We start from the raw sequence: 23599 nt of genomic DNA, 5'->3' as shown, positions 1-23599 counted from the left end.
ACTGGCCGCGGCAAGGCGCAGAGTGCGGCGCGAGGAGATCCACGCAGGGAGATCCAGATGTCCATGGCAGTGAATCTGCGGAAGGTCACGGGCCTGAGCAAGGTCGGTGGTCTGCGCAGGGTGGCCCGGCTGGCACGGCGGCGCTCCCGCGTCGACCTGAGCCATCCCGCCCGGTCACCGCTGGGCTCCGCGGTGGTGAACTGCGTGGCGTACGAGAAGGGGGCCAGGGTCCCCGCCGGGCGCGACCTGGCCGAGACGGTCGCGCGGGTCCGCAAGGCCGACGGCGGTTTCGTCTGGCTCGGGCTGCACGAGCCGACCGAGGTGGAGTTCGCGGGCATTGCCGAGCTCTTCGACCTGCACCCGCTGGCGGTCGAGGACGCGGTGGACGCCCATCAGCGCCCGAAGCTGGAGCGGTACGGCGAAACGCTGTTCGCGGTGTTCAAGACGGTCTGCTACGTCGACCACACCGAACTGACCTCGACCAGTGAGGTGGTGAACACCGGCGAGATCATGGTGTTCGTCGGTCAGGACTTCGTGGTGACCGTGCGGCACGGCCGGCATGGCTCGCTGGGCCCGCTGCGCGAGGATCTGGAGGCCCGCCCCGAGCAGCTCGCCAAGGGTCCGGCCGCCGTACTGCACGCGATCGCGGACCACGTGGTGGACGACTATCTCCATGTCACGGACTCGGTGCAGGAGGACATCGAAGCGGTGGAGACCGGCGTGTTCGCGGCGAACGGCGCACGGGCCGCCGACCCCGGGCACATCTACCAGCTCAAGCGCGAGCTGCTGGAGCTGAAGCGGGCGGTGGTCCCGCTGGGCCGGCCCATCATGGATCTCGCCACACGGCCGATCCGGGTGATCGACCCGGAGATACAGGCCTACTTCCGGGACGTCTCCGACCATCAGTTGCGGGCCGCCGAGCAGATAGCCGGGTTCGACGAACTGCTCAACTCGATCCTGCAGGCGCACCTCGCGCAGGTGAGCGTCGCGCAGAACGAGGACATGCGGAAGATCACGGCCTGGGCGGCGCTGATCGCCGTGCCCACGATGGTCTGCGGTGTCTACGGCATGAACTTCGAACACATGCCGGAGCTGCACTGGAAGTTCGGGTACCCGTTGGCGGTCGGCGTGATCGCTGTCGCGTGCCTCACCCTCCACCGCGGCTTCAAGCGGAACGGCTGGCTGTGACGCCCCGCGCGTCCGGCCGCCCGCCGGACGCGCCGCCCGGCCTCGGCGTCAGCGTGCCTCGCTCTTCGCGTAGACGCTCTCCACCCAGCTCGCGAGCTGTCCGTCCGTCAGATGCGTGGCCAGATCGGCCTCGCTGATCATTCCGACCAGACGCTTGTCCTCGATCACCGGGAGGCGACGGATCTGATGTTCCTGCATTTCCCCCAGCACCTCGCTGACGTCGGCGCTCGCGTCGATCCAGCGCGGGGTGCCCTGGGCCATCTCACCGGCAGTGACACGGGCCGGGTCGTGCCCCATGGCCACACAGCCGATCACGATGTCGCGGTCCGTGAGGATGCCGCAGAGCCGTTCGTTCTCGTCGCTGATGGGCAGCGCGCCCACCTTGAGCTCGCGCATCAGCTGCGCGGCCCGGTCCAGGGTCTCGTGGGCGGGGATCCACTGGGCACCGCGGTGCATGATGTCTCCGGCGGTGGTCATGGGGTACCTCCCGGTGCCGGACGGCCGGCGCGGCACGGACTGGCACCGCTAGTCCCGGCGCCCTACATTCTCGCCGGGTACGGGGAGATACGCACCCGGAGGTCCACCGCTTCCGACGCTTCCGACCCCGCCGGGCGGCACCCGCACCGGGCTCCGCCCCTCGCCCCCCGGACCCCCTGCCTCCGTCCTCCGTCCGTCCTCCGTCCGGTCTCCGGTCCCAGTGCGGTGCGGGTACCGGCCGCGCGGACATGGCCCGTGAGTACGCGCTGACACCCGCTGGGACCCTCGCGGCATCATGGCCGTGTGCGACTCGAAGCGATCACCTGGGACCGGCTCGGCGACCTCATCGCCGAGCGCCTGCTCGACCTGAAGCCGGCCGACGGCAGCCCCTGGCCGCGTGTCGCGTTCGACGGCGCCCCGGCCGCCCGCCCCGGTGACCTCGCCGGACGCGTCGCCGAGGCCCTTCGCCCACGGGGCCGTTCCGCTCTGGTCGTCGGCACGGAGGGGTATCTGCGGCCTGCCTCGCTCCGGTTCGAGTACGGCCGTCAGGACGTGGAGACCTACTACGACGGCTGGTTCGACACCGGCGCTCTGTGGCGGGAGGTCTTCGACCCGCTGGAACCCGGCGGTGACGGCCGTGTCCTGCCCGACCTCCGGGACCCGGCCACCGACCGCGCCACCCGTAGCCCGTACGTCCAACTGCCGCCCGGCGCCATGCTGTTGATGCACGGTCCGCTGCTTCTGCGTCACTGGTTCCCGTTCGACCTCACCGTCCATGTACGCCTCTCGCCGGCCGCTCTGCGCCGCCGCACCCCGGAGAGCGAGCACTGGACGCTTCCCGTGTACGAGCGGTACGAGACCGAGACGGCGCCGGGCGACACGGCAGACGTCCTGGTCAGGGCAGACGACCCACGCCACCCCGCGTGGAACGGCTGACCCGACGGGGAACGGCTGACCCGGCGGAAGGCCGTCCTGAGACGTCCGGACATGCGGCCGAGCCCCTCGGCCATGGTCACCCTCCTCGTACGGCATTTCACTTGTGGTGACAGGGAGCGCCGTGCAGGATCTCGGAGTTCGGGGGCGTCCGGCTCCACGGTTGCGGAACGGTGCGCGCGTTGCTGACAAGTGTTCTGCCAACCCGGGAGTTGCCATGATCGAGGGACCGTACTTCGTGCTCACCGTGGTGGGCGTGCTCGGCACGGGGCTGGTGGCCGGGGTCTTCTGCGCGTTCTCGACGTTCGTGATGAAGGGACTGGCCTCGCTGCCGCCGGCGCAGGGCGTCGCAGCGATGCAGTCGCTCAACGTGACCGCGCTGATGCCGGCCTTCATGCTCGTGTTCCTCGGGTCGGCCGCGGTGTGCGCCGTGATCGCGGTGGTCACCTTCGTGCTGTGGCCCGACGAGGGCACGGTGGAACTGCTGTTGGGCAGCGCGCTCTACCTGGTCGGCAGTTTCGGGGTCACGATCGCGGCGAACGTCCCGCGCAACAACAAGCTGAACGGGATGGACCCCGGGACGCCGGAGGCCATCGCGTACTGGCCCACGTATGTGAGCGAGTGGTCGCTGTGGAACCACGTCCGGATGGTCGCCTCCGCCGCCGGAGCGGTCTCGTACGTGCTGGCGCTGACCTGATCCCCACCGGACGCGCCGGAGCACCGGGCCCGCCCTGGCCACCGGGCCCCTGGCCACCGGACTCCGGACCGTCGGACCTGCGTCCACCTGGGGCGGGTGCCGCTGTGGCGTCGTATCGTGGCGGGGAGAGGCCGCCGGCAGGTCCGACGGCACGCCCCGCCCACCAGTCGCCCCGCCCATCAGCCGCCCCGCCCACAGCCCACCAGCCCGCCGGGCCCCGTTCGTGCAAGCGAGGGAGGCGGCCATGGCCGATCCCATGGGTTTTCTCCACTCCTCCCGCGAGGAGTGGCCGCGCCGGCCCGTCGAGGAGCGGGTCCGCGACTGGGACGAGGTGTACGTCCCCGGGGCGCTGCTGCCGATCGTCCGGACGCAGGCCGACCGCTGCATGGACTGCGGCATCCCCTTCTGTCACGACGCCTGCCCGCTGGGCAACCTGATCCCCGACTGGAACGACCTGGTCGCGCGGGACGACTGGCGGGCGGCGAGCGACCGGCTGCACGCGACGAACAACTTTCCCGAGTTCACCGGCCGGCTGTGTCCCGCGCCGTGCGAGGCGGGCTGCGTGCTGGCGATCAACCAGCCCGCGGTCACCATCAAGAACGTCGAGGTCGCCATCGCCGACCGGGCCTGGGCCGACGGGTTCGCGCCGCCCAGACCGCCGGAGCGGCTGACGGGGCGGACCGTCGCGGTGATCGGCTCCGGCCCCACGGGACTCGCGGCGGCGCAGCAGCTCACCCGGGCCGGACACACCGTCGTCGTGTACGAGCGGGACGACCGGATCGGCGGGCTGATGCGGTACGGCATCCCCGAGTTCAAGATGGAGAAACGGCACCTGGAGCGGCGGATCGCGCAGATGCGGGCGGAGGGAACCAAGTTCCGCACGTCGACCGCCGCCGGCCGGGACATCGACGCGGCCGAGCTGCGAGCGCGCCACGACGCGGTCGTGCTCGCCGTGGGCGCTACTGCCTGGCGTGACCTTGCCGTCGACGGACGGGAGTTGAGCGGCATACATCAGGCGATGGAGTACCTGCCGCTGGCCAACCGGGTGTGCGAGGGGGACCTGGAGGCGTCCTCGTTGTCCGCGGCGGGCAAGGACGTCGTGATCATCGGCGGCGGCGACACGGGGGCCGACTGCCTGGGCACGGCGGTGCGCGAGGGCGCTCGGTCCGTGACCCAGCTGGACATCTACGCGCAGCCCGGCGCCGAGCGCGACGAGAGCCGTGAGCCATGGCCGGTGTACCCGAAGATCTACCGGCTGTCGGCCGCGCACGAGGAGGCCCGGGACCTGGAGACCGCCCCCGCGGCCGACGCGGACGCCCGGCTCTTCGCGGCGTCCACGCTCCGCTTCATGGGGGACGCGTCCGGGAGGGTGCGTTCGCTGCACCTGGTCGAGGTCGACACCGAACGCCGGCCGCGCCCCGGCACCGGGCGTGAGCTCCCCGCCGACCTCGTGCTGCTCGCCCTCGGGTTCGACGGGCCCGACCGCTCGGACGGGCTCGTCGACCAACTGGGCCTCGACCTCGACCCCCGCGGCACGATCACCCGCGACGCGGACTTCACGACCAATGTGCCGGGGGTGTACGCGGCGGGGGACGCCGCGCGCGGCCAGTCCCTCATCGTGTGGGCGATCGCCGAGGGCCGGGCGGTGGCGGCAGCGGTGGACCGCCGTCTGACGGGCGACTCGCGGCTGCCCGCACCGATCGCCCCGCACGACCGGCCCATGACGGCCTGACGCGGACTCCGAATCCGAACCCGACTACGACCACGATCACGACTCCAACAACAACTCCGACTACGACTCCGACTCCGTAGAACTCCGCGAGACGGACGGGTGGCCGGAAGGTGACCCTCTCCTGGCATGAAACACAACACGGAGTGGGATCATCGGATACAGGAGACGTGTTGTCGACACGGCCGCGACCCGGTCGGCCTGGTCGGTCCGCTGGTCGGTCCGGTCGGGCAATTCGGCTACAACCCGTCCCCATCCTTCGTTCCGTCGTCAGGCGCAGGGCCACCCCCGCGCGTCCCCCCTGTTGGCGGTCGGTCCTGGAGGGTGCTCGATGACGACGGTTGACGAACGTCACGAAGACAGCGCGTGCGGCGGGAAGGAACGGGGCGCACGCGACGATGCCGGCGCGGGGCGGGAGCCGCCGACCGCGTGCGCCGTCCCCTTGAGCGATCCGCGGGTCACGCGCGTCGCGTTCGCCGGTTCCAAGGCCGCGCATCTCGCGCGCGCGGCGAGGGCCGGGCTTCCTGTACTGCCGGGGTTCGTCGTGCCGCACGACGAGAGGGCGGACGGTGAAGGAGCGGGTGGTGAAGGAACGAGCGGAGGAGCGAGCGAAGGAGCGAGCGGCGGAGGGGCGGACGGCGGGTCCGAAAGCCTGTTCCGCGCCTGGCAGGAGCTCTCCGAGGGCGGCACCCTGCCCCTCGTCGTACGGTCCTCGTCCCCGCAGGAGGACACCCAGGAGTCGTCCCTGGCGGGTCAGTTCGCCTCCGTGCTGGACGTGTGGGGCCCGCGCGACTTCCGGACCGCCGTACGCACCGTGCTCGACTCGGCCCGCCGCCCCGACGGCACGGTCGCACCGATGGCCGTACTGGTCCAGCCCATGCTCGCGGCCCGGGTGGGAGGGGTGTTGTTCGGCGCCGACCCCGTGGAGGGGCGGACCGACCGGATGCTGGTGAGCGCCGTACGAGGCGGCCCCGACTCGCTGGTCAGCGGCGAACAGCCCGGCACGAACTACTGGTTGAGCCGTTGGGGCCGGCTGTCCCGCACCGGCCCCGAGGGCGCGGACCAACTGCTCGGGGCCTCGGAACTGCGTCGGCTGGCGCGGCTGGCCCGACAGGCGCGGGGTGTCTTCGGCGGACCGCAGGACATCGAGTTCGGGTTCGACGAGGCGGGGCGGCTGTGGCTGTTCCAGAGCCGGCCCATCACGGCGATGGCGGCGCGGCCCGCACGCCGGGCACGCCTGCTCGGTCCCGGCCCGGTCGCGGAGACCCTGCCCGATCAACTGGAGCCGCTGGAAGAGGACTTGTGGGTGGCGCCCATGGCGCGGGGGCTGGCCGCCGCACTCGACATCGGAGGCACCGCGCCACGACGGCAACTGCGCGCGCTGCCGGTCGTCACGACGGTCGGCGGCCGGGCCGCGGCGGATCTGCGCCTGCTGGGCGCCGCCCCACCGCGGCACCGCTTGCTGGCGCTGCTCAGTCCGGCGCCGGGCGCCCGGCGGCTGGCCGCCGCGTGGCGGGTGGGCCGGCTGACCTCCGCGCTGCCCGGCCTCGCGACGGACCTCGTCGCCGATGTCGACCGCCGGCTCGCCGAGACGCCGTCTCCGGACCGGCTCGACCGTCGCGGACTCGTCGCCGGCCTGCGCTGGACCCGTACCGTCCTGGTCTCGTTGCACGCACAGGAGGCCCTCGCCGGTGCTCTGCTGGCCGAGCCCCGGACGACGGCCGCGGGCACGGCCCTCACCACTCTCGCGGAGGCCCGCGCTCTCGGCGTACCGGACGGTGAGCTGGTGGCCGCGCACCCGGTGGTACTGGCGCTGACATCGCCCAGCCTGAGGCGGGAGTTACGGCTCCCGGAGACCTCAGCGATTCCGGAGCCGGGAAATCCCGACGTCACCGGACACCTCCCCGCCGGGGCAGCGGCGGCAGTCGCGCTCCCTCCTCGTGAGGCCCTGCGCCTGCGCGTCCGCTGGGTGCAGGAGCTCCAGGTCAGGCTGGTCCGGGACGCCGCACGACGACTTACGCAGACGCAGACGCAGACACAGACGCGGACGCGGACGCGGACGCAGGTCGACTCGGAGGCCTCGGCCGGTACGAACGTGGGGCTGCTGCGGTGGCCGGAGCTCGTCGAGGCACTCGAACTCGGTGTCCTGCCCGGTGACTTCGGGGAGCGGCTGCCGCGAGCCGTGTCGGCACCCCTGCCCGACGCGTTCCGGCTCGCGGAAGGGGGCACGGTCGTCGCCGAGCGCCCCACCGGCGGGGGCGAGGGACAGGAACAAGGGCAGGGACAGGGCGTTTCGGGTGGCCGGGCCGCCGGGACGGCCTGGGACGCCGTCGGCCCACGGCCGTCGGACCCCGTGCTCGTCGTCCGCACCCTCGACCCCGCGCTCGCGCCCCTCCTGCCCAAACTCGCGGGCCTCGTCGCGCAGACCGGCAGCCCGTTGTCCCATCTGGCCCTGCTGGCACGGGAGTACGGCCTGCCGACCGTCGTCGGGGCCGCCGACGCGGTACGCCGGTTCCCGCCGGGCTCCCGCCTCACGATCGACGGCACCACCGGCGACGTACGCCCGGACCAGGACGTAAGCCCGTACGGGGACGCATCCCCGGACGGGGACGTACGCCCGGACGGGGACGCACCCCCAGACGGGGACGCACCCCCGGACGGGACCGTGGGCGAGCCCCTGGGAGGGACCCGGTGAGGCGCGTCGCCTACTTCTTCGGAGGTGCGGCGGCCGCGGGCGCGGGCACGTACGTCGTCGTCTATCTCTACCGGTGGCAGTGGCAACGAGCCATCCTGTGCGGGGTGTTGCTCCTCGTCGTCGAGGTGATGCTCCTCGGGATCGTGCTGCTCGGGCGGCTCGCGCGGATCGAGGAGCGGATGCGCGACGCCGACCGGCGGCAGGAGGACGTCCTCGCGAGGCTGCGGGAGAAGGAGACACCGTCGCCCACGGCCGGGGACCGGTTCCGCTGGCTGGACGAGCCGACGAGCCGTACCTATGTCTTCGTACCGGTCCTGATGGTCACCGGTGTGCTGCTCTCCGGGCTCGCCTGGGTGGTCCAGCGGATCGCGTCGGCCACGGCCCGCCCCACGGCGGAACGCAGGCTCGCCGGTCGCCTCTCCGTCCTTGCCGCACCCGATCCGGACAGCGGTACGGACCTGGACGACCTGCCGCCGCCCGGCGCCCCGCGGGAACGCGGCCGCACCGTGCGCGTACTCGCCGTGGGTGTCGTCGGGGCCGCGCTGCTGGGGGCGCTGGTCGTCGGGCTCGCCGACCTCACGCAGACCCGCGAGGAGGAGGGGAAGAGCTCCGAGGCGACCTCCCTGCTCCTGCGCGTCGCCATGCGCGGCCCGAACATGACCGACGAGCGGCAGTCCCTCGCCGCGCGCCAGCTCTGGGAACGCTGCCGGGACTCGACGTCCGTACCGCTCGACCACGCCAGCCTCGGCGCGTTGGGCGACGGCCTCTTCGCCGGAGTGGTCCGGCCCGCGCTGACCGACCACGACCGCATGCGGCTGCGCGGTTGCCTGGAGGACACCCGCCTGGACCGTACGCACCTCACGGTGGTCGGCATCGGAGACGCGGACGCGGACGGGGACGGAGACAGGGACGACGACTGAGCCGGGCCCGGCGGAAGGCAGCCGGTGGCTCGGCGTCAAGACACCCCGGTCCCCCCATCCCCCATCCCCCATCCCCCCGTCCCCCGTCCCTTCCGCCTCTCAAGCAGTCGGGCATCACCCTGCCCTGCACACGCAACTCCCGTACCACCGTCCCGGGTTACGATGCCGACGCGCCCCCGTCCCCGAGCCTCCGGGTCGCCCATGGCTGTCGTCGCTCCGCCCCCACCCCGACTCGCGTCGCCCACCGGCCGTTCGCCCGGCCCTCTGTGGCGAACAGCGCGGCGGACGCTGCTGCGCGTACTCGCGGCCCTCGGCCTCTGCTATCTCGCGCTGTGGGCCACGGGCTCGCTGGGTGTCCTCGCGTTGTCGTACCTCACGCGCGAAGAGACCCCGCCGCCCGCGGGGACCCGATCGCTGCGGGGGATCCACCATTTCCAGCCCGTGGGAACCGCCGGGCGGCTGTGGCGCGGCGCCGCCCCCTCCCCCGCCGGCTACCGGGAGCTCGCCGGGCTCGGCTTCACCACCGTGGTCGACCTGCGTGCCGAGGACCTGTCCGCCGCCCAGCTCGCCGGGCCGCGCACCGCCGGCCTCGATGTCGTACGGCTGCCCGTCCGGGACGGACAGACCCCGACGCCGCACCAGGTACGACGCTTCCTCGGCGTCGTCGGTGCGGCCCCGGGGCCGGTGTTCGTGCACTGCGGGGCGGGAGTGGGCCGTACGGGGACGATGGCCGCGGCCTACCTCGTACAGGCGGGGCGGGAGTCCCCGTCGGACGCGGTCCGCCGCAACCTCGCGGTCGGACCGCCGTCGATCGAGCAGATCTACTACGCGCTGAGCCTCGGCCCCGACCGGGCCGAGCAGCCGCCGTTACCGGTGGTGGCGGTCAGCCGGCTCGTGGACGCGCCACGGCGCGTGTGGTCCTGGTTCTGAACCGATGTTCTGACGACCTCAGGAGAGCAGGAAGTCAGCCTCCCCCGCCTTGGCTCCCTGGATGAACGCGGTCATCTCGCCGGGGGTGTAGATGAGAGCGGGACCGTCCGGGTCGGCCGACTGACGCACCGCGATCCGGCCGTCGTCGAGCTTCATCGCCTCAAGGCAGTTACCGCCGTTGCCACCGCTCCACGGCTTGTGCCAGCCCTCGCTGCCCAGTTCCCTGGCGGGCATGCCGTTGTAGATCCGCGAGGCGCGTATCCGGGACTTGATGCGATCCATTCACAGCTCCTTGCGGAGATCCAGCAGGATCTCCTTCGTGCGATGTGCCGTAGCGGCCTGCGCCGCCATGCGGTCCATGACCTCGAGATGGGTTGCCACCTCGGTGCGCGCGTCCAGGTAGACGGCGCCGGTCAGGTACTCGCTGTAGACCATGTCCGGCAGTTCGGGCATGGCAAAGCGGAACAGCACGAACGGCCCGTACGTGCCCGCGTGCGGCCCCGAGGCGAAAGGGGCGATCTGCAGGGTCACGTTGGGCAGTTTCGTGGCCTCGAGCAACCTGTCGATCTGGCCGCGCATGACCTCGGGACCGCCGACCGGGCGGCGCAGAGCGGTCTCGTCCATCACGGCCCAGAACCGGGGCGCGCCCTCGCGCGTCAGCAGCTCCTGCCGTTGCATGCGCAGCGCCACGTGGCGCTCGATGTCCTCGGGTCTCGTCTGGCCGATGGCGCCGGATTTCATGACGCCATACGCGTACTCCTCGGTCTGCAGCACTCCGGGTACGAAGTGGGGCTCGTAGGAGCGGATGAGCGCGGCCGCGCCCTCCAGGCTCACGTACATCGAGAACCAGCCCGGCAGGATGTCGTGGAACCGCTGCCACCAGCCCGGCTGATTCGCCTCCTCGGCGAGCGTGACGAACGCGTCGGCCTCGTCGTCCGAGACGCCGTACGACTTCAGCAGGAGCTGGAGGTACGGAATCTTGAGGGTGACCTCAGCCATCTCCATACGGCGGACGGTGGCAGCGGTGACACGCAGGATGCGTGCCGCCTCCTCACGCTTGAGCCCCGCGCGTTCCCGCAGGTCCAGCAGGCGCCGGCCGAGGACGACCTGCCCGACCGTCGGCGCGGACCGCGGCTCGCTCACGTCCACCTCCACTTTTGTCCAGACAGCCGGGGCGGCGCCCGTTCGGGCCCCTGTACGGGTACCCAACTGACGCCGCGCCACAAGCTGTTCTCAGCAGTGTGCCATGGCCATACCGCTCAGAACACTCCACTCTGCAATTTTCAGAGTGACACTTGCCAAGTGTTCACGACGGGGCGATAGTGGCAAGCGTGATTCCGTCCGCGCCCTTAGGCACAGAAGCCGCCGAGGACCGGTTCCGCTTTGGCGCCACTACCGGGGTACGCCCCGGCACGGCAGCCGAGCGCCGGTTCCGATTCGAGCTGGCCGCACATCCGGGCTCCGCAGCACAGGCCCGGCACCTGACGCGTGCCCGTCTGACGGGGTGGGCGGTGTGCGAGGACACGTGTGACACGGCAGAGCTCATCGTTTCCGAACTGGTCACCAACGCTGTCGTGCACACGGCGAGCAGCCACGTGGTGTGCGAGCTGCACGACAGCGACGACCTGGTGCGGATAGCTGTCCGTGACGAAGGATGTGCGCCGGGTGAGCCCCACCCGTCGCCACAGCGTCCAGATGAGGAGCATGGGAGGGGACTGCTCCTTGTCGCGGCGATGTGCACTGCCTGGGGCGCCCAGGAAACCGGTCCCGGACTGCTGGTCTGGGCCGAACTGCCGCGGTCGGCGAACAACGGCGTCGAACCGCGGTCGGACCTGGGTTGGAGTGCGAGGAGCCGGCCGGCCCCAGCCGGCTCCTCGCCGACGGGGATACACGCGCCCCCGGCCGAGCACGAACGATTCTGACCTCCTGAATCGTTCCAGCCGGCCTCGCCGGGCACGGACGCGCGCAGGACACGGGCGGGCATGGGCCGGACACGGGCCTGAACGCCCACAGGCGCAGGCACAGGCAAGCGCAGAACCACGTAAGGCGAACCACGTAAGGCAGAACCACGCAGGGCCGAACGATTTCGGGACCGACGGATCTGGGAACACGGACGGGGGCTGAATGGGTGTGAGGGCTACCTCGGCCGGTGCGCCGCGGGTACTGAGTCTGGACACGCTGGTCCGCATCGAGCGGAGCCGGGCGACGTCGGACCCGGCCACGTCACGGCGGCTGACCGTGCCGGAGGGCATGCAGGCCCCGCTGGGCTGCGACGCGGTGGCGATGCCCGCGAGACTCGGTCCGCTGCTGATGCCCCGCCTGCCGCGCGTCGGCTGTGTGTACGCCGACAGCACGCACTGGTGGTGGCTCGTGCCGTCCGACTCCGATGTGGCCCTGGAGTGGCCCGCGCCGGCGCACTACGCGACGGGGGCCCTCGTCCCCGCCTCCCCGACCGGCTTCCCCGGGCTGATCCACACACCGGACGGCACGCTTCCGTACACCCCGCCGATCCCCCTCTACGTGGCACTGTGCCGGGTGACCGGGACACCGCCGGCGTGGTCACGGTCGGTCAACGCCTGATCCTCGACGCGTTGCCCGCCCCGCTACTCGACGAGTTCCCGCACGACGACGAGGAACGTGTCCGTCGACAGGTCCATCACGACCTCGACGTGCTGCCCCTCCAGACGGCGCGCCTGCGCGAACTCCTCCGCGGGCCACGAACCACGCGGCCCACCGGCGGGAAAGCGCTCCAGAACCGTTCGGCCGTTCAACACTTCGCACCTCCGTGTAGCGCGGCTCCCGTGAGAGCCGTGGGAGCCCTTGAAGAGTTAAACGCCAATCATGGGGTGCGGGTCTCGCGAAGTGACGTTACTGAGACGTAGTCGACACAGGGTCACAACAGACCGTGCGGCGGTCGCCCTCAGTCCTCGTACTCGTCGTGGTACCGGATGCGCTCGCTGCCCGCGGGCGCCCCCAGCGCCGACGCGCGCCCCTCGGGCCGCTCCCACTCCTCCTGCCGGCCGAGGGCCGTGAGGTCCAGGAAACTCGTGGTGGAGCCCAGTCCGTCGAGTCCGCGCTCGTAGGTCGAGTACGTGTGGAAGACCCGGTCCCGGTCCCGCAGGAAGCAGCTCACTCCCGGCCGTTCGAGAAGCTCCCCGTCCCCGTCCCCGCCTCCGTCGAGGGTCGCCCGGAAGTCGTGGTTGAAGTCGTTGATGTACGACGAGTACCAGGGCAGCGTCCACCCCATCCGCGCCTTGAAGGGCAGGATCTTCGTGTACGGCGCCCTGGAGACCAGGGCCAGCTCGGTGCCCCGCGCCCGCAGATGCGCGAGGTGCCCGATCTGGTCGACGAACGCCGAGCAGCTTCGGCACCCCGCGTCCCACTCGGGCGCGAACATGAAGTGGTAGACGACAAGTTGGTGCCGTCCTTCGAAGAGGTCCAGCAATGTCGCCTTGCCGTCGCCGCCCTCGAAGACGTACTCCTTGTCGATCTCGACCATGGGCAGCCGGCGCCGGTCGGCGTTGAGCGCGTCCCGGGCCCGGGTCGCGGCCTTCTCCTCGACCAGCAGTTCCTCGCGCGCGGCACGCCATTCCTCGCGCGACACGATCCGCGGAAGCGTCATTGCTACTCCTTCGCTGTGATGCCTTCACAGGGGTGGACCGAAGGAAGGAGCGGAACTCATCGGTGGGCGGAGAATTTCTTTCCGGTCGGATCCTCAGGTGATCAGGTGATCAGGTGCCAGGCGGTCAGGTGTCAGGTGTCAGGTCCGCAAGTGTCAGGTCCTCAGGGCCAGGTCCTCAGGTGTCGTAGTCCTGGATCCGCTTGCCGTGGCCGCGGTCGACGAGTGCGGGCATGCGCTCGTTCATCTCCCGTACGACGGCCGGGACATCGAGGGTCAGCAGCTCGCGGTCGCGCATGAGGATCCGCCCGTCGACGATCGTGGTGCGTACGTCTCCGGCGCGGGCGCTGTGGACGAGGGTGGCCGCGAGGTCGTGTACGGGCTGGGTGTGCGGCCCTGTCAGGTCGACCAGGATGATGTCGGCCCTGCGTCCCGGCGCGAGACTGCCGATCCGCTCGCCGAGCCCGACCGCGCGTGCGCTCTGCAGCGTCGCATGATGCAGGGCCTGCCGGGATGTCAGCCGCCGAGGGTCGCCCTCGGTGAACTTCTGCACCAGCGCGGTCAGCGCCATGGACTCCCATACGTCCAGGGAGTTGTTGGAGGCGGCCCCGTCCGTGGCGAGTCCGACAGGGATACCGAGTTCCCGCAGGGCCCGTACCGGAGTGGTCGTGGGCCAGGCGAACTTGAGGTAGCCGCGGGGCGCGCTCGCCACGGCGATCCGGCCACTCGCGCGGGCGAGTACGGGCAGGTCGCGTTCCACGATGCCGGTGCCGTGCGCGATGAGCAGATCGGTGTCGAGAAGTCCCGCGTCGGCCAGGACCTCGATCGGCGTACGGCCGTGGCGGGCGAGGCTCGCCTCGGTCTGGTCGCGGTTCTCGGATGCGTGGATGTGCACGAGCAGGCCGTGTTCGCGGGCGAGTCGGGCGGTCGCGGCGAGGTCGGCGTCGTCCACGGTGTAGGGGGCGTGCGGGGCGAGGGAGGTGGTGATGCGACCGCCGGCGGAGTCGCGGTGCCGCAGCGCGAAGTCGAGCGACCGCGCGCGGCCCTCGGCGGCCGGTGAGGAGCCCTGGGTGGAGCCCGAGGAGGAGCCCTGGGAGGAGAAGAAGGCCTGGCCGAGGTTGGCGCGCAGGCCGCTCTCGGCGGTCACGGCGGCGACGGTGTCCATCGAGAAGTAGTGGTCCGCGAAACAGGTGACCCCGCCGCGGATCATCTCGGCGCAGGCCAGCCGCGCCCCCAACTCCACATCTTTCTCCTGGAGGTTGGACTCGATCGGCCAGACGACGTCGTTGAACCACTGCTCGATGGGCAGATCCTCCGCGATGCCGCGCAGGGCGACCATCGGGGCGTGGGTATGGCAGTTGATGAGGCCGGGCATCGCGACCTGCCCCCGGGCGTCGATGCGCTCGACGGCGACGAGGCCAGCCGGCGGCGGCCCGGCGGTGAGCGTCTCGATACGCCCGTCGCGTACGACGATGGTGGCGTCCTCGACGAAGTCGATCCGCTCGTGCTCGTCGTGTACGAGGGCGGCGGTACACCCGGTGATGACGAGATCGGCGGCCTCAGTGGGGGTCGCTTCCGCGGGGGTGGCCGGGAAGGCCGGAGGCTCGGTCTTCCCGCCGGACTGGAACTCGGACTCGAACTCGGGCTCGGGCGCGGACGGCGAGGTCATCACGCCACGGTACGGCGGTGGCGCCTCACGGAGTGGGGAGACCGGTGTGTTTGGCGGGTGCGGATGCGTTATGGCTGGTCGCGCAGTTCCCCGCGCCCCTGAAAGACGGGGCGGCCGCAAGCCCGGCGTTCTCCCTCCGGTCCACGAGTTCGTCGAGGAGTGTGGTGAGGCGCTCGGTGTGCTGCGGGGTGAGTCGGCCCGTGTCGTCGAGGTGCACGGCGCAGGCGGTGGTGGTGTCCACGAGGCGTTCGAGGGTGGCCGCGACCTCGTCGGTCCCCGCCGTCTGACGGGCCAGGGTGGGGAGCTCGGCGGCGGACCGGTCGATCGCGGCGCGGGCCTCGGCCAGCGTCCGGTAGGCCTCGCGGCGCAGCGCCCAGCGGGCGGCCCGGTCGTCGTCGGCCCGGTCGTCGGCGCCGCTCAGGACGTGGGTGAGGTAGGCGTGCGCGGCGTCGGTGGCTGCCGTGAGCCGGGCCCGTACGTTCCCACCGCGCTGCCCCGGCGCCGGCAGATGGCCGACCACCAGCACGATCGCGCAGGCGAGGAGGGTCTCACCGATACGGCCCCAGGAGGCCTGCGGCTCACCGCCGACCATGACGAGGGCGAGCACGAGGACGGTGATGACGGCCGTCTGGGCGGCGAAGTGCCGGGTGGCGACGGGGATGAGTGCCCCGCTGACCGCCACGAGCGCGACCAGCCCCTCGGGCCGGGGCAGCACGGCCGCGAGCCCCGCGAAGACGAGGGCGCCCAGGACGGTACCGGCGGCCCGGTTCAGCACGCGTGAGACAAGCGGACCGAGGTCCGGCTTCACCAGGAACACGGCGGTCGCGGGGAGCCAGTACCAGTGCACGTGGTGCAGGGCCTGCGCGACGGCGACGGCGACGCCGTAACAGAGGGCGACGCGGAACCCGTACTCGCGTCCTCCGCTGCCGGTGACGGTGCGCAGGAGTGCTGTGGCGCGCAGGGGCCGTAGGTGCAGGCGCCTGCGCGTGGTCTGCTCGGCGCCGCGCCCGAGCGGATGGCTGTCGACACCGGTGCGGGGACCCGGACCGCCGCGGTCGAAGGTTTCGGCGGCGTGCAGCAGGGCGTCGTCGAGGGCGCGGAGTCCCGGTACGGTCCGGGCGGGCGCGGGCAGCGGTCCGCAGGGTGCCCCGGTCCGTACGGAGGCGGCGAGCCGTCGCGGCCCTTCCCCCGTACGGGCGGGCAGGGACTCTCCGGACCAGGCCAGCGCGGTCGCGGCCTCGGCGAGGGGCAGCGCGGCGGCGTACTGGGCCCGCAGCCGCCGTTCGGCCGCGGAGCTGGCGTACCGCCGCAGCCGTGGCCCCGCGAGGCCGTCCTGGGCGTGGTCGAGCGCGGCGGTCAGCGCGGCCCGGCGGTCACCGGCCTGCTCCCCGCCGGCCCCGGCGAGCAGCTCGGCGACGGCGTCGTACACGTCGGCGACGGCGGCCCGTTCCCCGTCGAAGCGGAAGTCACTGGCCGTGGCGCCGAGTGCCCCGGGCGTGGGCAGCGCGAGCCGCAGCAGCACCAGCCAGCAGGTGCCGACGAGAAAGAACAGGGCGCGCTGCCACCCGGGCTCAGGCAACGGCATCCCGGCTCCGACGGCCGCGGCGACGAGCAGCTGGGTCGAGGCCCCGGACGCCACGGGCCCCACCGCGCTGACGGCCCCGGCGAGCAGCCCGAGCCCGGTGAGGACCAGGGTGAGCGACACCGCCCCGAGCCCGTCCCCCGCGTACGTACCGACGACGAGCCCTGCCGCCCCCGCGAGGCCGGGAACCCCGATCCGGTGCACGGCGACCCGCCGGCTCCCCGGCCGGTCGTTGATCCCGGCGAACATGGCACCGAGCGCGGCCACGACACCGAGGGACTCCCGCCCGACGAGCACGGCCACGACCAGCAGCGGCCCGGCGGCGAGCGCCCCTCGCACGACGGCGCTCCAGGGCACGGGCCCGCGCTGCGCCCGCAACGCGTGAGTGACCCAGGGCGGCAGCACGGCGGACACACCGACGGCGGAGAACGGTCGCGGCACGGGCACAGGGCTCCTGTCGGACGAGGGCGATTGCGGGTGGGCATGCCTTCGGGCGACGTCGGCCTGGGCGCGGTGATGTCCACCGTAGATCGGATTTCCAGGCGGAACGGGACGTATGCGTTTCGGGGGTGTGACGATCGGCGGAATCACCGCATTCTTTATGCACGCAATCAGAGCGCAGCAGAATCACGGACGGGGCGTTGGCGGCCGAACCGTCGAAGAACTATCGGTACTCCACCGATCACCAGGTCGTCATCGATGCCGACACTCGCCTGGTCGTTGTGGTCGGACGAGCACGTCTTTGCCCGGATGAAGACCTGGAAGTTTCTCCACGACTGCCGGCTCAAGGGCAACGGTGTTCACCACACCGTGCGCGGCATCGCCCGGCTGCGCGATCTCAACCTTGCTGGACAGGGCCGTGGCCGAACTCAGGCAGATCACTCACCCGCGTCCGCTCGCGGGGCGCGCGGCGTGTGCCGCGGCCACTGCGCGCCCACCTGTTCCACAACAGCGGCCCGGAAAGCTTCCAAAAGGACGCCTCCGGGATAGGTCCCGAACGCTCCGTACTTCCAGCGGTAGTAGCACGACCAGTAGCTCACCACGCGCCGCTCCGTGCGTGCGAAGAAGGCCGGGTTCCGAGCGATGAACTCCCCGTAGAGGCGGCGCTGGGCCGAGCCCGGGACCGCGAGTCCGGGAAGACCTCGGCCGATCGCTTCAAGGATCTCCAGCACGTATTCGCCGGCCAACTGCACCACGAACGGGACCACCCAGGGCTCGCCCGACGCCACAATCTGCTCAAGGTGTCGCTGGCGGACCCGGCCGTCGCTGTGCCGGGAGTACAGGCAGTGCAAAATCACCTGTTGGGTTCCGGTCAGGGGCAGTTCCAAGTAGGCGCCCGGCTCCTCGTGGTAGATGCGCGACGGGATGGAGACGGTCTCGCCCTGCACCTCGACCTCGAAAGGCATCATCGTCGCGAGTCGTGCCTCCGGCATGACCGTCAGGACACCCTGCACGTCGCCGGCAAGACGGGCCGGAAACGCGGCCTCCAGGGCATGGACGACGTCCGAAGGATCCCGAGGTGGCTGCACAACCGCAGGATAGGCGGCGAACCTCTCGGTCCCTCAATCGCCCGCCTCGACGTCGCGGGACAGCCCTCGGGACAGCCCTTTGGAGCTCTCGGATCTACACCGGGGATTTTTCGGACCAGACGTCGCTCATCAGTACACGTCTCTCCTCCGGTGCTGTCAGCCGCCGGAAGCTGTCCTCGCCATGGCGATTAAATGGCGTCGCGCCCCAGAACCTGGCGCGTCCCTTCGGATGCAGAGTCAGAAGTCGAGCCATGATCGCCGAACGTCTGAGCGGCCACCAGTTCCTGGAATCGCTGGACCGGCTCCGGCAAGGTGCTCGCGAACGCGGATGAGGAGCGGGTCCGAGGGCGTAGCCGGCCCCCGGACCCTGTGATGCCACCCATGCGGCACGCCGGCACGCTTGAGGACCCAGGTCAGTGTGATGTCGCCGCGTCCTGCCTTTGGACCACCGCACATCGAGCTGTGCGGGCCGGACTTGAACCGGCATTTCGACGTCCGGAGCCTGGGTCCGGTCGATCCGGCGATCGGCGGCGAATACTGAGTCTGGAGCAATAGTCTGAGATTGATCGCGGTCTGCCTCTGCCAGTTGGGCTACCGCGGCGCGAAGACACCTCGCACGAGTGCTTGGGGTGTCGAGCTGGTGCCGCGAGGAGGACTCGAACCTCCACTGGAACCGCGAAGTCACGACAAGCTTCAGGTTCAGCTTGCGCTCCTCGCGCACCCCGGCCGCCTTGAGTGACGGCCGAGGAGTTCTTGAGATTACCCGAACAGGTAACCGAACACGGCGTCCCCGACATGCTGGTCGGTGACGTCCACGCCGTTCGCCTCTTCCCGGGCGAACTTGACGGCCTGCTGCAGCTTCTCGACCCGGTCGAGCAGCTCGTTGACGCGCCGCGCGGGCAGAGCGCCGGAGAACTTCACGGTCGTCCAGTACCCGACCGGGATGTCCTCGTAGTACACCTCGACCTGCGCGGGGTGCTTCTCGGTGGCCTCGGCCTTGACGTGGTTCCGCGGGACCTTCTTCGTCCGCAGCGTCCGTACCGGCTCGGTCTTCCACGCGTCGGTCGACGGGTCCTGGACCCACGACTCGGAGGCGTCGAGCACGGGCAGCTTCCGCACGAAGGTGTTGAGATCGGTGAGCTGCTTCTCCAGGAAGAGCAGGTAGGACACCGGAACGTCGGCGACGAGCACCCGCCCGTCGACCTTGACGTCCGCACGGGCGGAGCAGTTGGCCCAGTCCTTGGTGGCGGTCACGTCGAACAGCCGGGTCAGCGTGGCCGCGGTGTCCCGCAGCACGTTCTCGGACTGCACCTGCACCCGCGTCGACTCGGGCGGCAACTGCTCGCCCTCTTCATCCTTGGGCTGGTACGTACGCGAGATGCCGGCCAGCAGGGCGGGCTTCTGCAGCCCGTGATGAGCCGCCGTCAGGTCCTGATGGGACTTGGACTTGACGCCCTTCTCCACTGCGATGATCTGATTGAGTTTCGCCACGTCGGTGACGGTAGCAGTGTCAACTTGCGGTTTTCGACGGGTTATTCGACGGCGTACGTTCGACAGGATGCCGATCTACGACGGCCTGCCACCAGCTGGCCGCCCCGACGCGTCCTTCCCGCCCGCTCACGCGGAGGACGCGCCGCCGTCCCGTACGGTCAACGGCTCGGCCGCGTGGACCCGTAGCGCCGGGCCCTCGTCCAGCCCCAGCACGATGGCCGGCCCGCCCGCCGCGAACTGCTCGCTGCGCACACTGCGGACGGCCCGCCACTCGCCCCACGCCCGTACGGACTGGCCCTGCCGAACCATAACCGCGGCGACCTCCCTCTCGACGGGTTCGGCCACGATGTCCGGCGCCTTCAGCTCGACCCAGACGGTCTTCCCGATCCCGCCCTCGCGCTCCTCCACACCCCATCGGTGAGCCAGTGCCTCCACGAGCAGCAGGCCGCGCCCGCCGGTCTCCTCCTCGCCGGGTGTCCGCACTTCAGGCTTGCCCGCGCCCGCGTCACTGACCTCCAGCCTCAGCAGCCCGTCCTCCAACGAGCGCGCGATCCGCACACCCACCTGCCGATCGCTCGGCACCGGCACGCGCAGCGCGTTGGTCACCAGCTCGGACAGCACCAACTCGGCGGTCTCCAGGACGTCTTGCCCGACGCCCCATTCCCCGAGCGTGGCCTGTGCCACCGCCCGCGTTCTGGGGACGCTCTGGTGACAACGGGACAGCCTGAAGGTGACTTCGGAAGGGCCGAAACGCTCTGCCATGGCAGCTCCTGAGGGTCGATTGCAGCTGATCAAGTCCTCGTGGCATGGCGACAGTTGCTGAGCCGCCATGCGCAGCGTTCCGCAACAATATGAATCGGCGCAATTTTGTATGGCGCTATGACGCTTGATTCACTCTTTTAGGTAATCGCCCAGACCAGCAGGTCGAACCTCTGATAGGCAGTTGCACATGCCTACCGTCAAACCATCCACCGTGCTCGGGCGCCAACTCGGCGATGAACTCCGCAGGTTCCGCGAAGAGGCGGGCGTGTCCATGGCGGAAGCCGCCGAGGCACTCGACTGCACCAAGGGGAAGATCAGCCGATTGGAGAACGGGCACGTCCCCGTCCGCACACCCGACCTGGCAGCACTCATGCACGCCTACCGGGTGAAGGATCCGGAGACACGCGACCGCCTCAACGCCATAGCTCTGCGGGCCAACCGGCGGCGCCGCGAGGGTTGGTGGCATCAGTACGGCTCAGTGCTCGGGGACTCGTACCGGGATCAGATCGAACTGGAAGCCATCTGCGACAGCGTCCGGACGTACGAGGTGCAACTGGTTCCCGGACTTCTCCAGACCGCGGAGTACGGCCGCGCGGTGACGGTGGCTTCCCGCGCCTGGCAGACAGCCGAGGAGATCGACCAGTTCGTCCAAGTGCGACTCGCCAGGCAGCAGCGCCTCATGGGTGACGAGCCGATGGAACTCTGGGCGGTACTGGCAGAAGGCGTTCTCAGGCAGCATGTCGGCGGCCCCTCGGTGATGCACGCACAACTGGAGCACCTGGCCGCGATGGCCGAGCGACCCAACATCACCGTCCAGGTATTGCCGTTCTCGCGCGGCGCCCACTCGGGTATGTTCGGCCCGTACCTGCTGCTGAGCTTTCCCCAGGTGACGTCGCTCGACCTCGTACTGACGGAAACCCCGACCGGCAACATCTGGATGGAGCGTGAGCCGGAAGTCGCCTACTACCGAGGGCTCTTCGACGACGCACGCACCACGGCACTGCCGCCGACGGAATCGCTCGCCTTGATCCGCCGTATCGCCAAGGAGTACCGAGCATGAGTCCCAGCCCTCACATATCCTCCGTTCTCGCGGGAGCGGCATGGCGCACCAGCAGCTACAGCGGCGGCCAAGGCAACTGCGTCGAGGCAGCCACCAACCTCCCCACCCACACCCCCGTCCGCGACACCAAGAACCCCACCGGCCCCACGCTCGTCTTCAGCCACGACGCCTGGCGCACCTTCCTCACCCACGTCGGTTGAGACGCACCACAACCAGCCCAACCGAACGATGGACGCCTCCGTTCAACGCGGTCCGGACCTGAGCCCAGTGGGTCCGCCCACCATCGGGTGAAGGCCCACCCGGATCGGCCTGATGGCATGCTGGGCGTGGAAAGATCAGAGAGCACGCGACGCAGCTCAGGGAGGTGACGATCATGATCGACCGATTCGGTGAGGGCCTGCTGACGCCGACCGAGACCTCCCAGTACCTGCAGATCCCCCGATCGACGCTTGACACATGGCTGCACGGGAAGGCCGCCGGAGCTCCCCTCGTCCACCATGTCACCCCCTCACGGCGAGGGCAGCCGTCCGTTCCCTTCGTGGCGGTGGCCGAGGCCTATGTGCTGCGCTCCCTGCGCGACCTGGGGCTGAGGATGACCGAGATCCGCGAGGCCGCCACGGCCGTGCGCAGGGCCTTCGACACTCCGTACGGCCTGGTCTCGCAACGCATCGCGACCGACGGGGTCGACATCTTCATCGACCACGGCCTGGGCGACCTGCGCCGCGCGCGGGACGGCCAGGCACCCATCCAGGAGGTCGTGGCGGACTATCTGCGCTACCTGTCGTGGGACGCCGGAGACGAATTCCCCTCCAGCCTCAAGCTCCGCCAGTATCCGGACAGCGTGCCGGTCGTCATCGACCCACGCTTCGGCCACGGGCTCCCCGTGCTGGCGGCCAACCGTGTGCCGGTGAACGCGGTGACCGATCTGTGGGACGCGGGCGAGAGCATCGACGACATCGCCTACGAGTACGACATGTCCCCCGAAGACGTGGAGGCACTCTGCCGGGCCGTGGTGCGCCTTGCCGCCTGAGTTCTTCCTCGACCGGAATCTCGGCAGGATGGTGGCCGAGGAGCTCAGGCGACGAGGATGGGTCGTGCACCGCATCGCGGAGGTCTTTCCGGGCGACGCCCAGGACGTGCCCGACGAGGACTGGATCAGGTACGGCCTGGGCAAGGGATGGGTTCCGCTCTCCAAGGACGGCCGGATCAAGACCAGGGACCGTGAGATCGAGCCGGTCCGCGCGTCCTCGGCTGTGCTGTTCTATCTGGACAACCAGCAGCTGCGCAGCATGGAGATGGTCGAGCGTCTGCATGGCTGCCAGGAGGCCATCCACCGGGCCGTGACCCGTGGTGGCCCCGCCACCTATGCCGTTCGGGCAGACCGAATCGACCGCACTTGGCCGTGACTCGGAGCAGTGGTCCCGTCCCGGCAACACCTCGTCGTGCTCCGGCGCTTGGCCTTTCGCACGGGGAAGCGATCCCGTCGCTCAGTTCACGTTGACTATGGCCAGCTTGAGTATGTTGAACATGAGTGAAGGTTGGACCGATAACTCGCCATCGAGTCCGGACAGACGCGATCCGTCATCCACCCGACCAGGCTGTAGCCAGTTCAGCCCGCCGCACCGTCAAGCAGCCAGCTGTACCGCAGCCGCAGTGCCCGTTCCGTGCTCGCCACCGCGGCGCCCACCCCGACGGCGGTGTTGAGCCAGGCCGACAGATGGACAGGCGAGGTGAACGTACCGACGTGCCGGGCGATCGGTTCCACCTGGGTGAGCTGGCCGGCGAGTTGTGAGATGAGCAGGGCCAGCGCGATGGTGAGCACGACCGCCGAGAGGAAACCGATCCAGCGGCTCAGTACGGGGTGCGCGCGGTCGAGGTGCGCGCGGCGCCCTTCGGCCGAGTACCGGTCCGGGACAAGTGGGTGTCCGGTCCCCTCGGCGGTGACGTAGTGGCAGCGCTTGAGGCCGAAGGCGCTCATCCTCACTTCGACGGTGCCGCCCGGGACGGGGAAGGCGGCAGGGAGCTTGGACTGGGCGTGGTGCCTGCCGTCGAGGTACAGGTGGGCCACCCTGGCCTCGCCGGACAACTCGTTCTGTCCACGCTTCACGTCCACGGCGTAGACCTCCTGGCGACCGTCGTCATGCGTCAGCCGGAGATAGAACAGCGCCCGGAAAAGCAGCTGCCACCAGCGGAAACGCTTCAGCTCCCGCCCGTCGCCCGGCTTCACCCGCTGTACGGCCCGACGACGCCGCCACTCCGTGAACATGGCTCTCCTTCCGCTCCCGGCGCGCTCTCCGCCTCCGGTCTCTTCGCTTCCG

General features: G+C 70.6%; 24 protein-coding genes and 1 pseudogene. 14 read left to right on the top strand and 11 right to left on the bottom strand.

Annotation, left to right across the window (positions count from 1 at the left end; genetic code table 11):
• The first annotated feature begins 57 nt into the window (after window positions 1-57).
• Window positions 58-1188: a magnesium and cobalt transport protein CorA gene (locus ACLVWQ_RS31090; protein ID WP_414112567.1), complete on the top strand. Its 1131-nt coding sequence runs from the start codon at window positions 58-60 to the stop codon at window positions 1186-1188.
• 48 nt (window positions 1189-1236) lie between these two features.
• On the opposite strand, the gene ACLVWQ_RS31085 is transcribed toward ACLVWQ_RS31090, so the two are convergent.
• Window positions 1237-1665, bottom strand: a complete 429-nt coding sequence (locus ACLVWQ_RS31085; RefSeq protein WP_414112566.1) for a CBS domain-containing protein — start codon at window positions 1663-1665, stop codon at window positions 1237-1239.
• A gap of 303 nt (window positions 1666-1968) precedes the next feature.
• Here ACLVWQ_RS31085 and ACLVWQ_RS31080 point away from each other — a divergent pair, with 303 nt between their 5' ends.
• From ACLVWQ_RS31080 to ACLVWQ_RS31055, 6 genes are all read left to right on the top strand, one after another.
• Window positions 1969-2601: a uridine kinase gene (locus ACLVWQ_RS31080; RefSeq protein WP_414112565.1), complete on the top strand. Its 633-nt coding sequence runs from the start codon at window positions 1969-1971 to the stop codon at window positions 2599-2601.
• A gap of 214 nt (window positions 2602-2815) precedes the next feature.
• Complete coding sequence (locus ACLVWQ_RS31075; RefSeq protein WP_414112563.1) at window positions 2816-3295, top strand: DUF1772 domain-containing protein; 480 nt, start codon at window positions 2816-2818, stop codon at window positions 3293-3295.
• 244 nt (window positions 3296-3539) lie between these two features.
• The gene (locus ACLVWQ_RS31070; protein WP_414112562.1) at window positions 3540-5027 is read left to right on the top strand and encodes a glutamate synthase subunit beta; all 1488 of its coding nucleotides are present in this window, start codon (window positions 3540-3542) and stop codon (window positions 5025-5027) included.
• Between the two features lie 328 nt (window positions 5028-5355).
• Window positions 5356-7719, top strand: coding sequence for a PEP/pyruvate-binding domain-containing protein (locus tag ACLVWQ_RS31065; protein WP_414112561.1), 2364 nt, complete (start codon window positions 5356-5358; stop codon window positions 7717-7719).
• The gene (locus tag ACLVWQ_RS31060) at window positions 7716-8639 is read left to right on the top strand and encodes a hypothetical protein (protein ID WP_414112560.1); all 924 of its coding nucleotides are present in this window, start codon (window positions 7716-7718) and stop codon (window positions 8637-8639) included. Before ACLVWQ_RS31065 ends, ACLVWQ_RS31060 begins: the two co-directional genes overlap by 4 nt.
• A 201-nt stretch (window positions 8640-8840) precedes the next feature.
• The gene (locus ACLVWQ_RS31055) at window positions 8841-9569 is read left to right on the top strand and encodes a fused DSP-PTPase phosphatase/NAD kinase-like protein (protein ID WP_414112559.1); all 729 of its coding nucleotides are present in this window, start codon (window positions 8841-8843) and stop codon (window positions 9567-9569) included.
• Window positions 9570-9587: 18 nt separating this feature from the next.
• Here the strand turns inward: ACLVWQ_RS31055 and ACLVWQ_RS31050 are convergent, their stop codons facing one another.
• A complete protein-coding gene (locus ACLVWQ_RS31050) occupies window positions 9588-9851 on the bottom strand; it encodes a DUF397 domain-containing protein (RefSeq protein ID WP_414112558.1) in 264 nt (87 codons plus the stop codon).
• Complete coding sequence (locus ACLVWQ_RS31045; protein WP_414112557.1) at window positions 9852-10712, bottom strand: helix-turn-helix domain-containing protein; 861 nt, start codon at window positions 10710-10712, stop codon at window positions 9852-9854.
• Window positions 10713-10891: 179 nt separating this feature from the next.
• Between ACLVWQ_RS31045 and ACLVWQ_RS31040 the strand changes: the two genes are divergently transcribed.
• Together ACLVWQ_RS31040 and ACLVWQ_RS31035 are read left to right on the top strand one after the other, a co-directional pair.
• The gene (locus ACLVWQ_RS31040) at window positions 10892-11491 is read left to right on the top strand and encodes an ATP-binding protein (protein WP_414112556.1); all 600 of its coding nucleotides are present in this window, start codon (window positions 10892-10894) and stop codon (window positions 11489-11491) included.
• A gap of 202 nt (window positions 11492-11693) precedes the next feature.
• Window positions 11694-12149 carry a hypothetical protein gene (locus tag ACLVWQ_RS31035; protein WP_414112555.1) on the top strand — a complete coding sequence of 152 codons (456 nt, stop codon included), beginning with the start codon at window positions 11694-11696 and terminating at the stop codon, window positions 12147-12149.
• Between the two features lie 23 nt (window positions 12150-12172).
• Here the strand turns inward: ACLVWQ_RS31035 and ACLVWQ_RS31030 are convergent, their stop codons facing one another.
• The 4 genes from ACLVWQ_RS31030 to ACLVWQ_RS31015 form a co-directional block, all read right to left on the bottom strand.
• Window positions 12173-12340 (bottom strand): hypothetical protein, encoded by a 168-nt coding sequence (locus tag ACLVWQ_RS31030; protein WP_414112554.1) that lies wholly within the window; start codon window positions 12338-12340, stop codon window positions 12173-12175.
• A gap of 149 nt (window positions 12341-12489) precedes the next feature.
• Complete coding sequence (locus tag ACLVWQ_RS31025; protein WP_414112553.1) at window positions 12490-13191, bottom strand: DUF899 domain-containing protein; 702 nt, start codon at window positions 13189-13191, stop codon at window positions 12490-12492.
• 175 nt (window positions 13192-13366) lie between these two features.
• Window positions 13367-14857: an amidohydrolase gene (locus ACLVWQ_RS31020; RefSeq protein ID WP_414112552.1), complete on the bottom strand. Its 1491-nt coding sequence runs from the start codon at window positions 14855-14857 to the stop codon at window positions 13367-13369.
• Window positions 14858-14882: 25 nt separating this feature from the next.
• The gene (locus tag ACLVWQ_RS31015; protein WP_414112551.1) at window positions 14883-16880 is read right to left on the bottom strand and encodes an FUSC family protein; all 1998 of its coding nucleotides are present in this window, start codon (window positions 16878-16880) and stop codon (window positions 14883-14885) included.
• A 185-nt stretch (window positions 16881-17065) separates the two neighbouring features.
• Between ACLVWQ_RS31015 and ACLVWQ_RS31010 the strand changes: the two are divergent.
• Window positions 17066-17291, top strand: a pseudogene (locus ACLVWQ_RS31010) (hypothetical protein); the annotation flags it as partial.
• Between the two features lie 26 nt (window positions 17292-17317).
• Here ACLVWQ_RS31010 and ACLVWQ_RS31005 read toward each other — a convergent pair.
• From ACLVWQ_RS31005 to ACLVWQ_RS30995, 3 genes are all read right to left on the bottom strand, one after another.
• Window positions 17318-17968 carry a hypothetical protein gene (locus ACLVWQ_RS31005; protein WP_414112550.1) on the bottom strand — a complete coding sequence of 217 codons (651 nt, stop codon included), beginning with the start codon at window positions 17966-17968 and terminating at the stop codon, window positions 17318-17320.
• 759 nt (window positions 17969-18727) lie between these two features.
• The gene (locus tag ACLVWQ_RS31000) at window positions 18728-19459 is read right to left on the bottom strand and encodes a hypothetical protein (protein WP_414112549.1); all 732 of its coding nucleotides are present in this window, start codon (window positions 19457-19459) and stop codon (window positions 18728-18730) included.
• Window positions 19460-19585: 126 nt separating this feature from the next.
• A complete protein-coding gene (locus ACLVWQ_RS30995; protein ID WP_414112548.1) occupies window positions 19586-20221 on the bottom strand; it encodes an ATP-binding protein in 636 nt (211 codons plus the stop codon).
• A gap of 187 nt (window positions 20222-20408) precedes the next feature.
• Here ACLVWQ_RS30995 and ACLVWQ_RS30990 point away from each other — a divergent pair, with 187 nt between their 5' ends.
• The 4 genes from ACLVWQ_RS30990 (at window position 20409) to ACLVWQ_RS30975 (ending at window position 22687) form a co-directional block, all read left to right on the top strand.
• Window positions 20409-21281, top strand: coding sequence for a helix-turn-helix domain-containing protein (locus ACLVWQ_RS30990; protein ID WP_414112547.1), 873 nt, complete (start codon window positions 20409-20411; stop codon window positions 21279-21281).
• Window positions 21278-21481 (top strand): DUF397 domain-containing protein, encoded by a 204-nt coding sequence (locus tag ACLVWQ_RS30985; protein WP_414112546.1) that lies wholly within the window; start codon window positions 21278-21280, stop codon window positions 21479-21481. Before ACLVWQ_RS30990 ends, ACLVWQ_RS30985 begins: the two co-directional genes overlap by 4 nt.
• Window positions 21482-21654: 173 nt before the next feature.
• Window positions 21655-22311: a DUF433 domain-containing protein gene (locus ACLVWQ_RS30980; RefSeq protein WP_414112545.1), complete on the top strand. Its 657-nt coding sequence runs from the start codon at window positions 21655-21657 to the stop codon at window positions 22309-22311.
• Between the two features lie 28 nt (window positions 22312-22339).
• Complete coding sequence (locus ACLVWQ_RS30975) at window positions 22340-22687, top strand: toxin-antitoxin system, toxin component, PIN family protein (RefSeq protein ID WP_414112544.1); 348 nt, start codon at window positions 22340-22342, stop codon at window positions 22685-22687.
• A gap of 203 nt (window positions 22688-22890) precedes the next feature.
• Here ACLVWQ_RS30975 and ACLVWQ_RS30970 read toward each other — a convergent pair whose 3' ends face one another.
• Window positions 22891-23547, bottom strand: a complete 657-nt coding sequence (locus ACLVWQ_RS30970) for a hypothetical protein (RefSeq protein ID WP_414112543.1) — start codon at window positions 23545-23547, stop codon at window positions 22891-22893.
• Window positions 23548-23599 lie beyond the last annotated feature (52 nt).

The sequence above is a fragment of the Streptomyces sp. CWNU-52B genome (genome assembly GCF_047444975.1).
GTDB lineage: Bacteria > Actinomycetota > Actinomycetes > Streptomycetales > Streptomycetaceae > Streptomyces.
This window is presented reverse-complemented; position numbering and strand designations above follow the sequence as displayed.

Excerpts from the sequence above, each read along its gene's own strand:
- ACLVWQ_RS31085 (WP_414112566.1), bottom strand. The coding sequence starts at position 1,665 with ATGACCACCGCCGGAGACATCATGCACCGCGGTGCCCAGTGGATCCCC.
- ACLVWQ_RS31065 (WP_414112561.1), top strand. The coding sequence starts at position 5,356 with ATGACGACGGTTGACGAACGTCACGAAGACAGCGCGTGCGGCGGGAAG.
- ACLVWQ_RS31020 (WP_414112552.1), bottom strand. The coding sequence starts at position 14,857 with ATGACCTCGCCGTCCGCGCCCGAGCCCGAGTTCGAGTCCGAGTTCCAG.
- ACLVWQ_RS31035 (WP_414112555.1), top strand. The coding sequence starts at position 11,694 with ATGGGTGTGAGGGCTACCTCGGCCGGTGCGCCGCGGGTACTGAGTCTG.
- ACLVWQ_RS31075 (WP_414112563.1), top strand. The coding sequence starts at position 2,816 with ATGATCGAGGGACCGTACTTCGTGCTCACCGTGGTGGGCGTGCTCGGC.
- ACLVWQ_RS31070 (WP_414112562.1), top strand. The coding sequence starts at position 3,540 with ATGGCCGATCCCATGGGTTTTCTCCACTCCTCCCGCGAGGAGTGGCCG.
- ACLVWQ_RS30970 (WP_414112543.1), bottom strand. The coding sequence starts at position 23,547 with ATGTTCACGGAGTGGCGGCGTCGTCGGGCCGTACAGCGGGTGAAGCCG.
- ACLVWQ_RS30975 (WP_414112544.1), top strand. The coding sequence starts at position 22,340 with ATGGTGGCCGAGGAGCTCAGGCGACGAGGATGGGTCGTGCACCGCATC.
- ACLVWQ_RS31025 (WP_414112553.1), bottom strand. The coding sequence starts at position 13,191 with ATGACGCTTCCGCGGATCGTGTCGCGCGAGGAATGGCGTGCCGCGCGC.
- ACLVWQ_RS30985 (WP_414112546.1), top strand. The coding sequence starts at position 21,278 with ATGAGTCCCAGCCCTCACATATCCTCCGTTCTCGCGGGAGCGGCATGG.
- ACLVWQ_RS31050 (WP_414112558.1), bottom strand. The coding sequence starts at position 9,851 with ATGGATCGCATCAAGTCCCGGATACGCGCCTCGCGGATCTACAACGGC.
- ACLVWQ_RS30980 (WP_414112545.1), top strand. The coding sequence starts at position 21,655 with ATGATCGACCGATTCGGTGAGGGCCTGCTGACGCCGACCGAGACCTCC.
- ACLVWQ_RS31090 (WP_414112567.1), top strand. The coding sequence starts at position 58 with ATGTCCATGGCAGTGAATCTGCGGAAGGTCACGGGCCTGAGCAAGGTC.
- ACLVWQ_RS31055 (WP_414112559.1), top strand. The coding sequence starts at position 8,841 with ATGGCTGTCGTCGCTCCGCCCCCACCCCGACTCGCGTCGCCCACCGGC.
- ACLVWQ_RS30990 (WP_414112547.1), top strand. The coding sequence starts at position 20,409 with ATGCCTACCGTCAAACCATCCACCGTGCTCGGGCGCCAACTCGGCGAT.
- ACLVWQ_RS30995 (WP_414112548.1), bottom strand. The coding sequence starts at position 20,221 with ATGGCAGAGCGTTTCGGCCCTTCCGAAGTCACCTTCAGGCTGTCCCGT.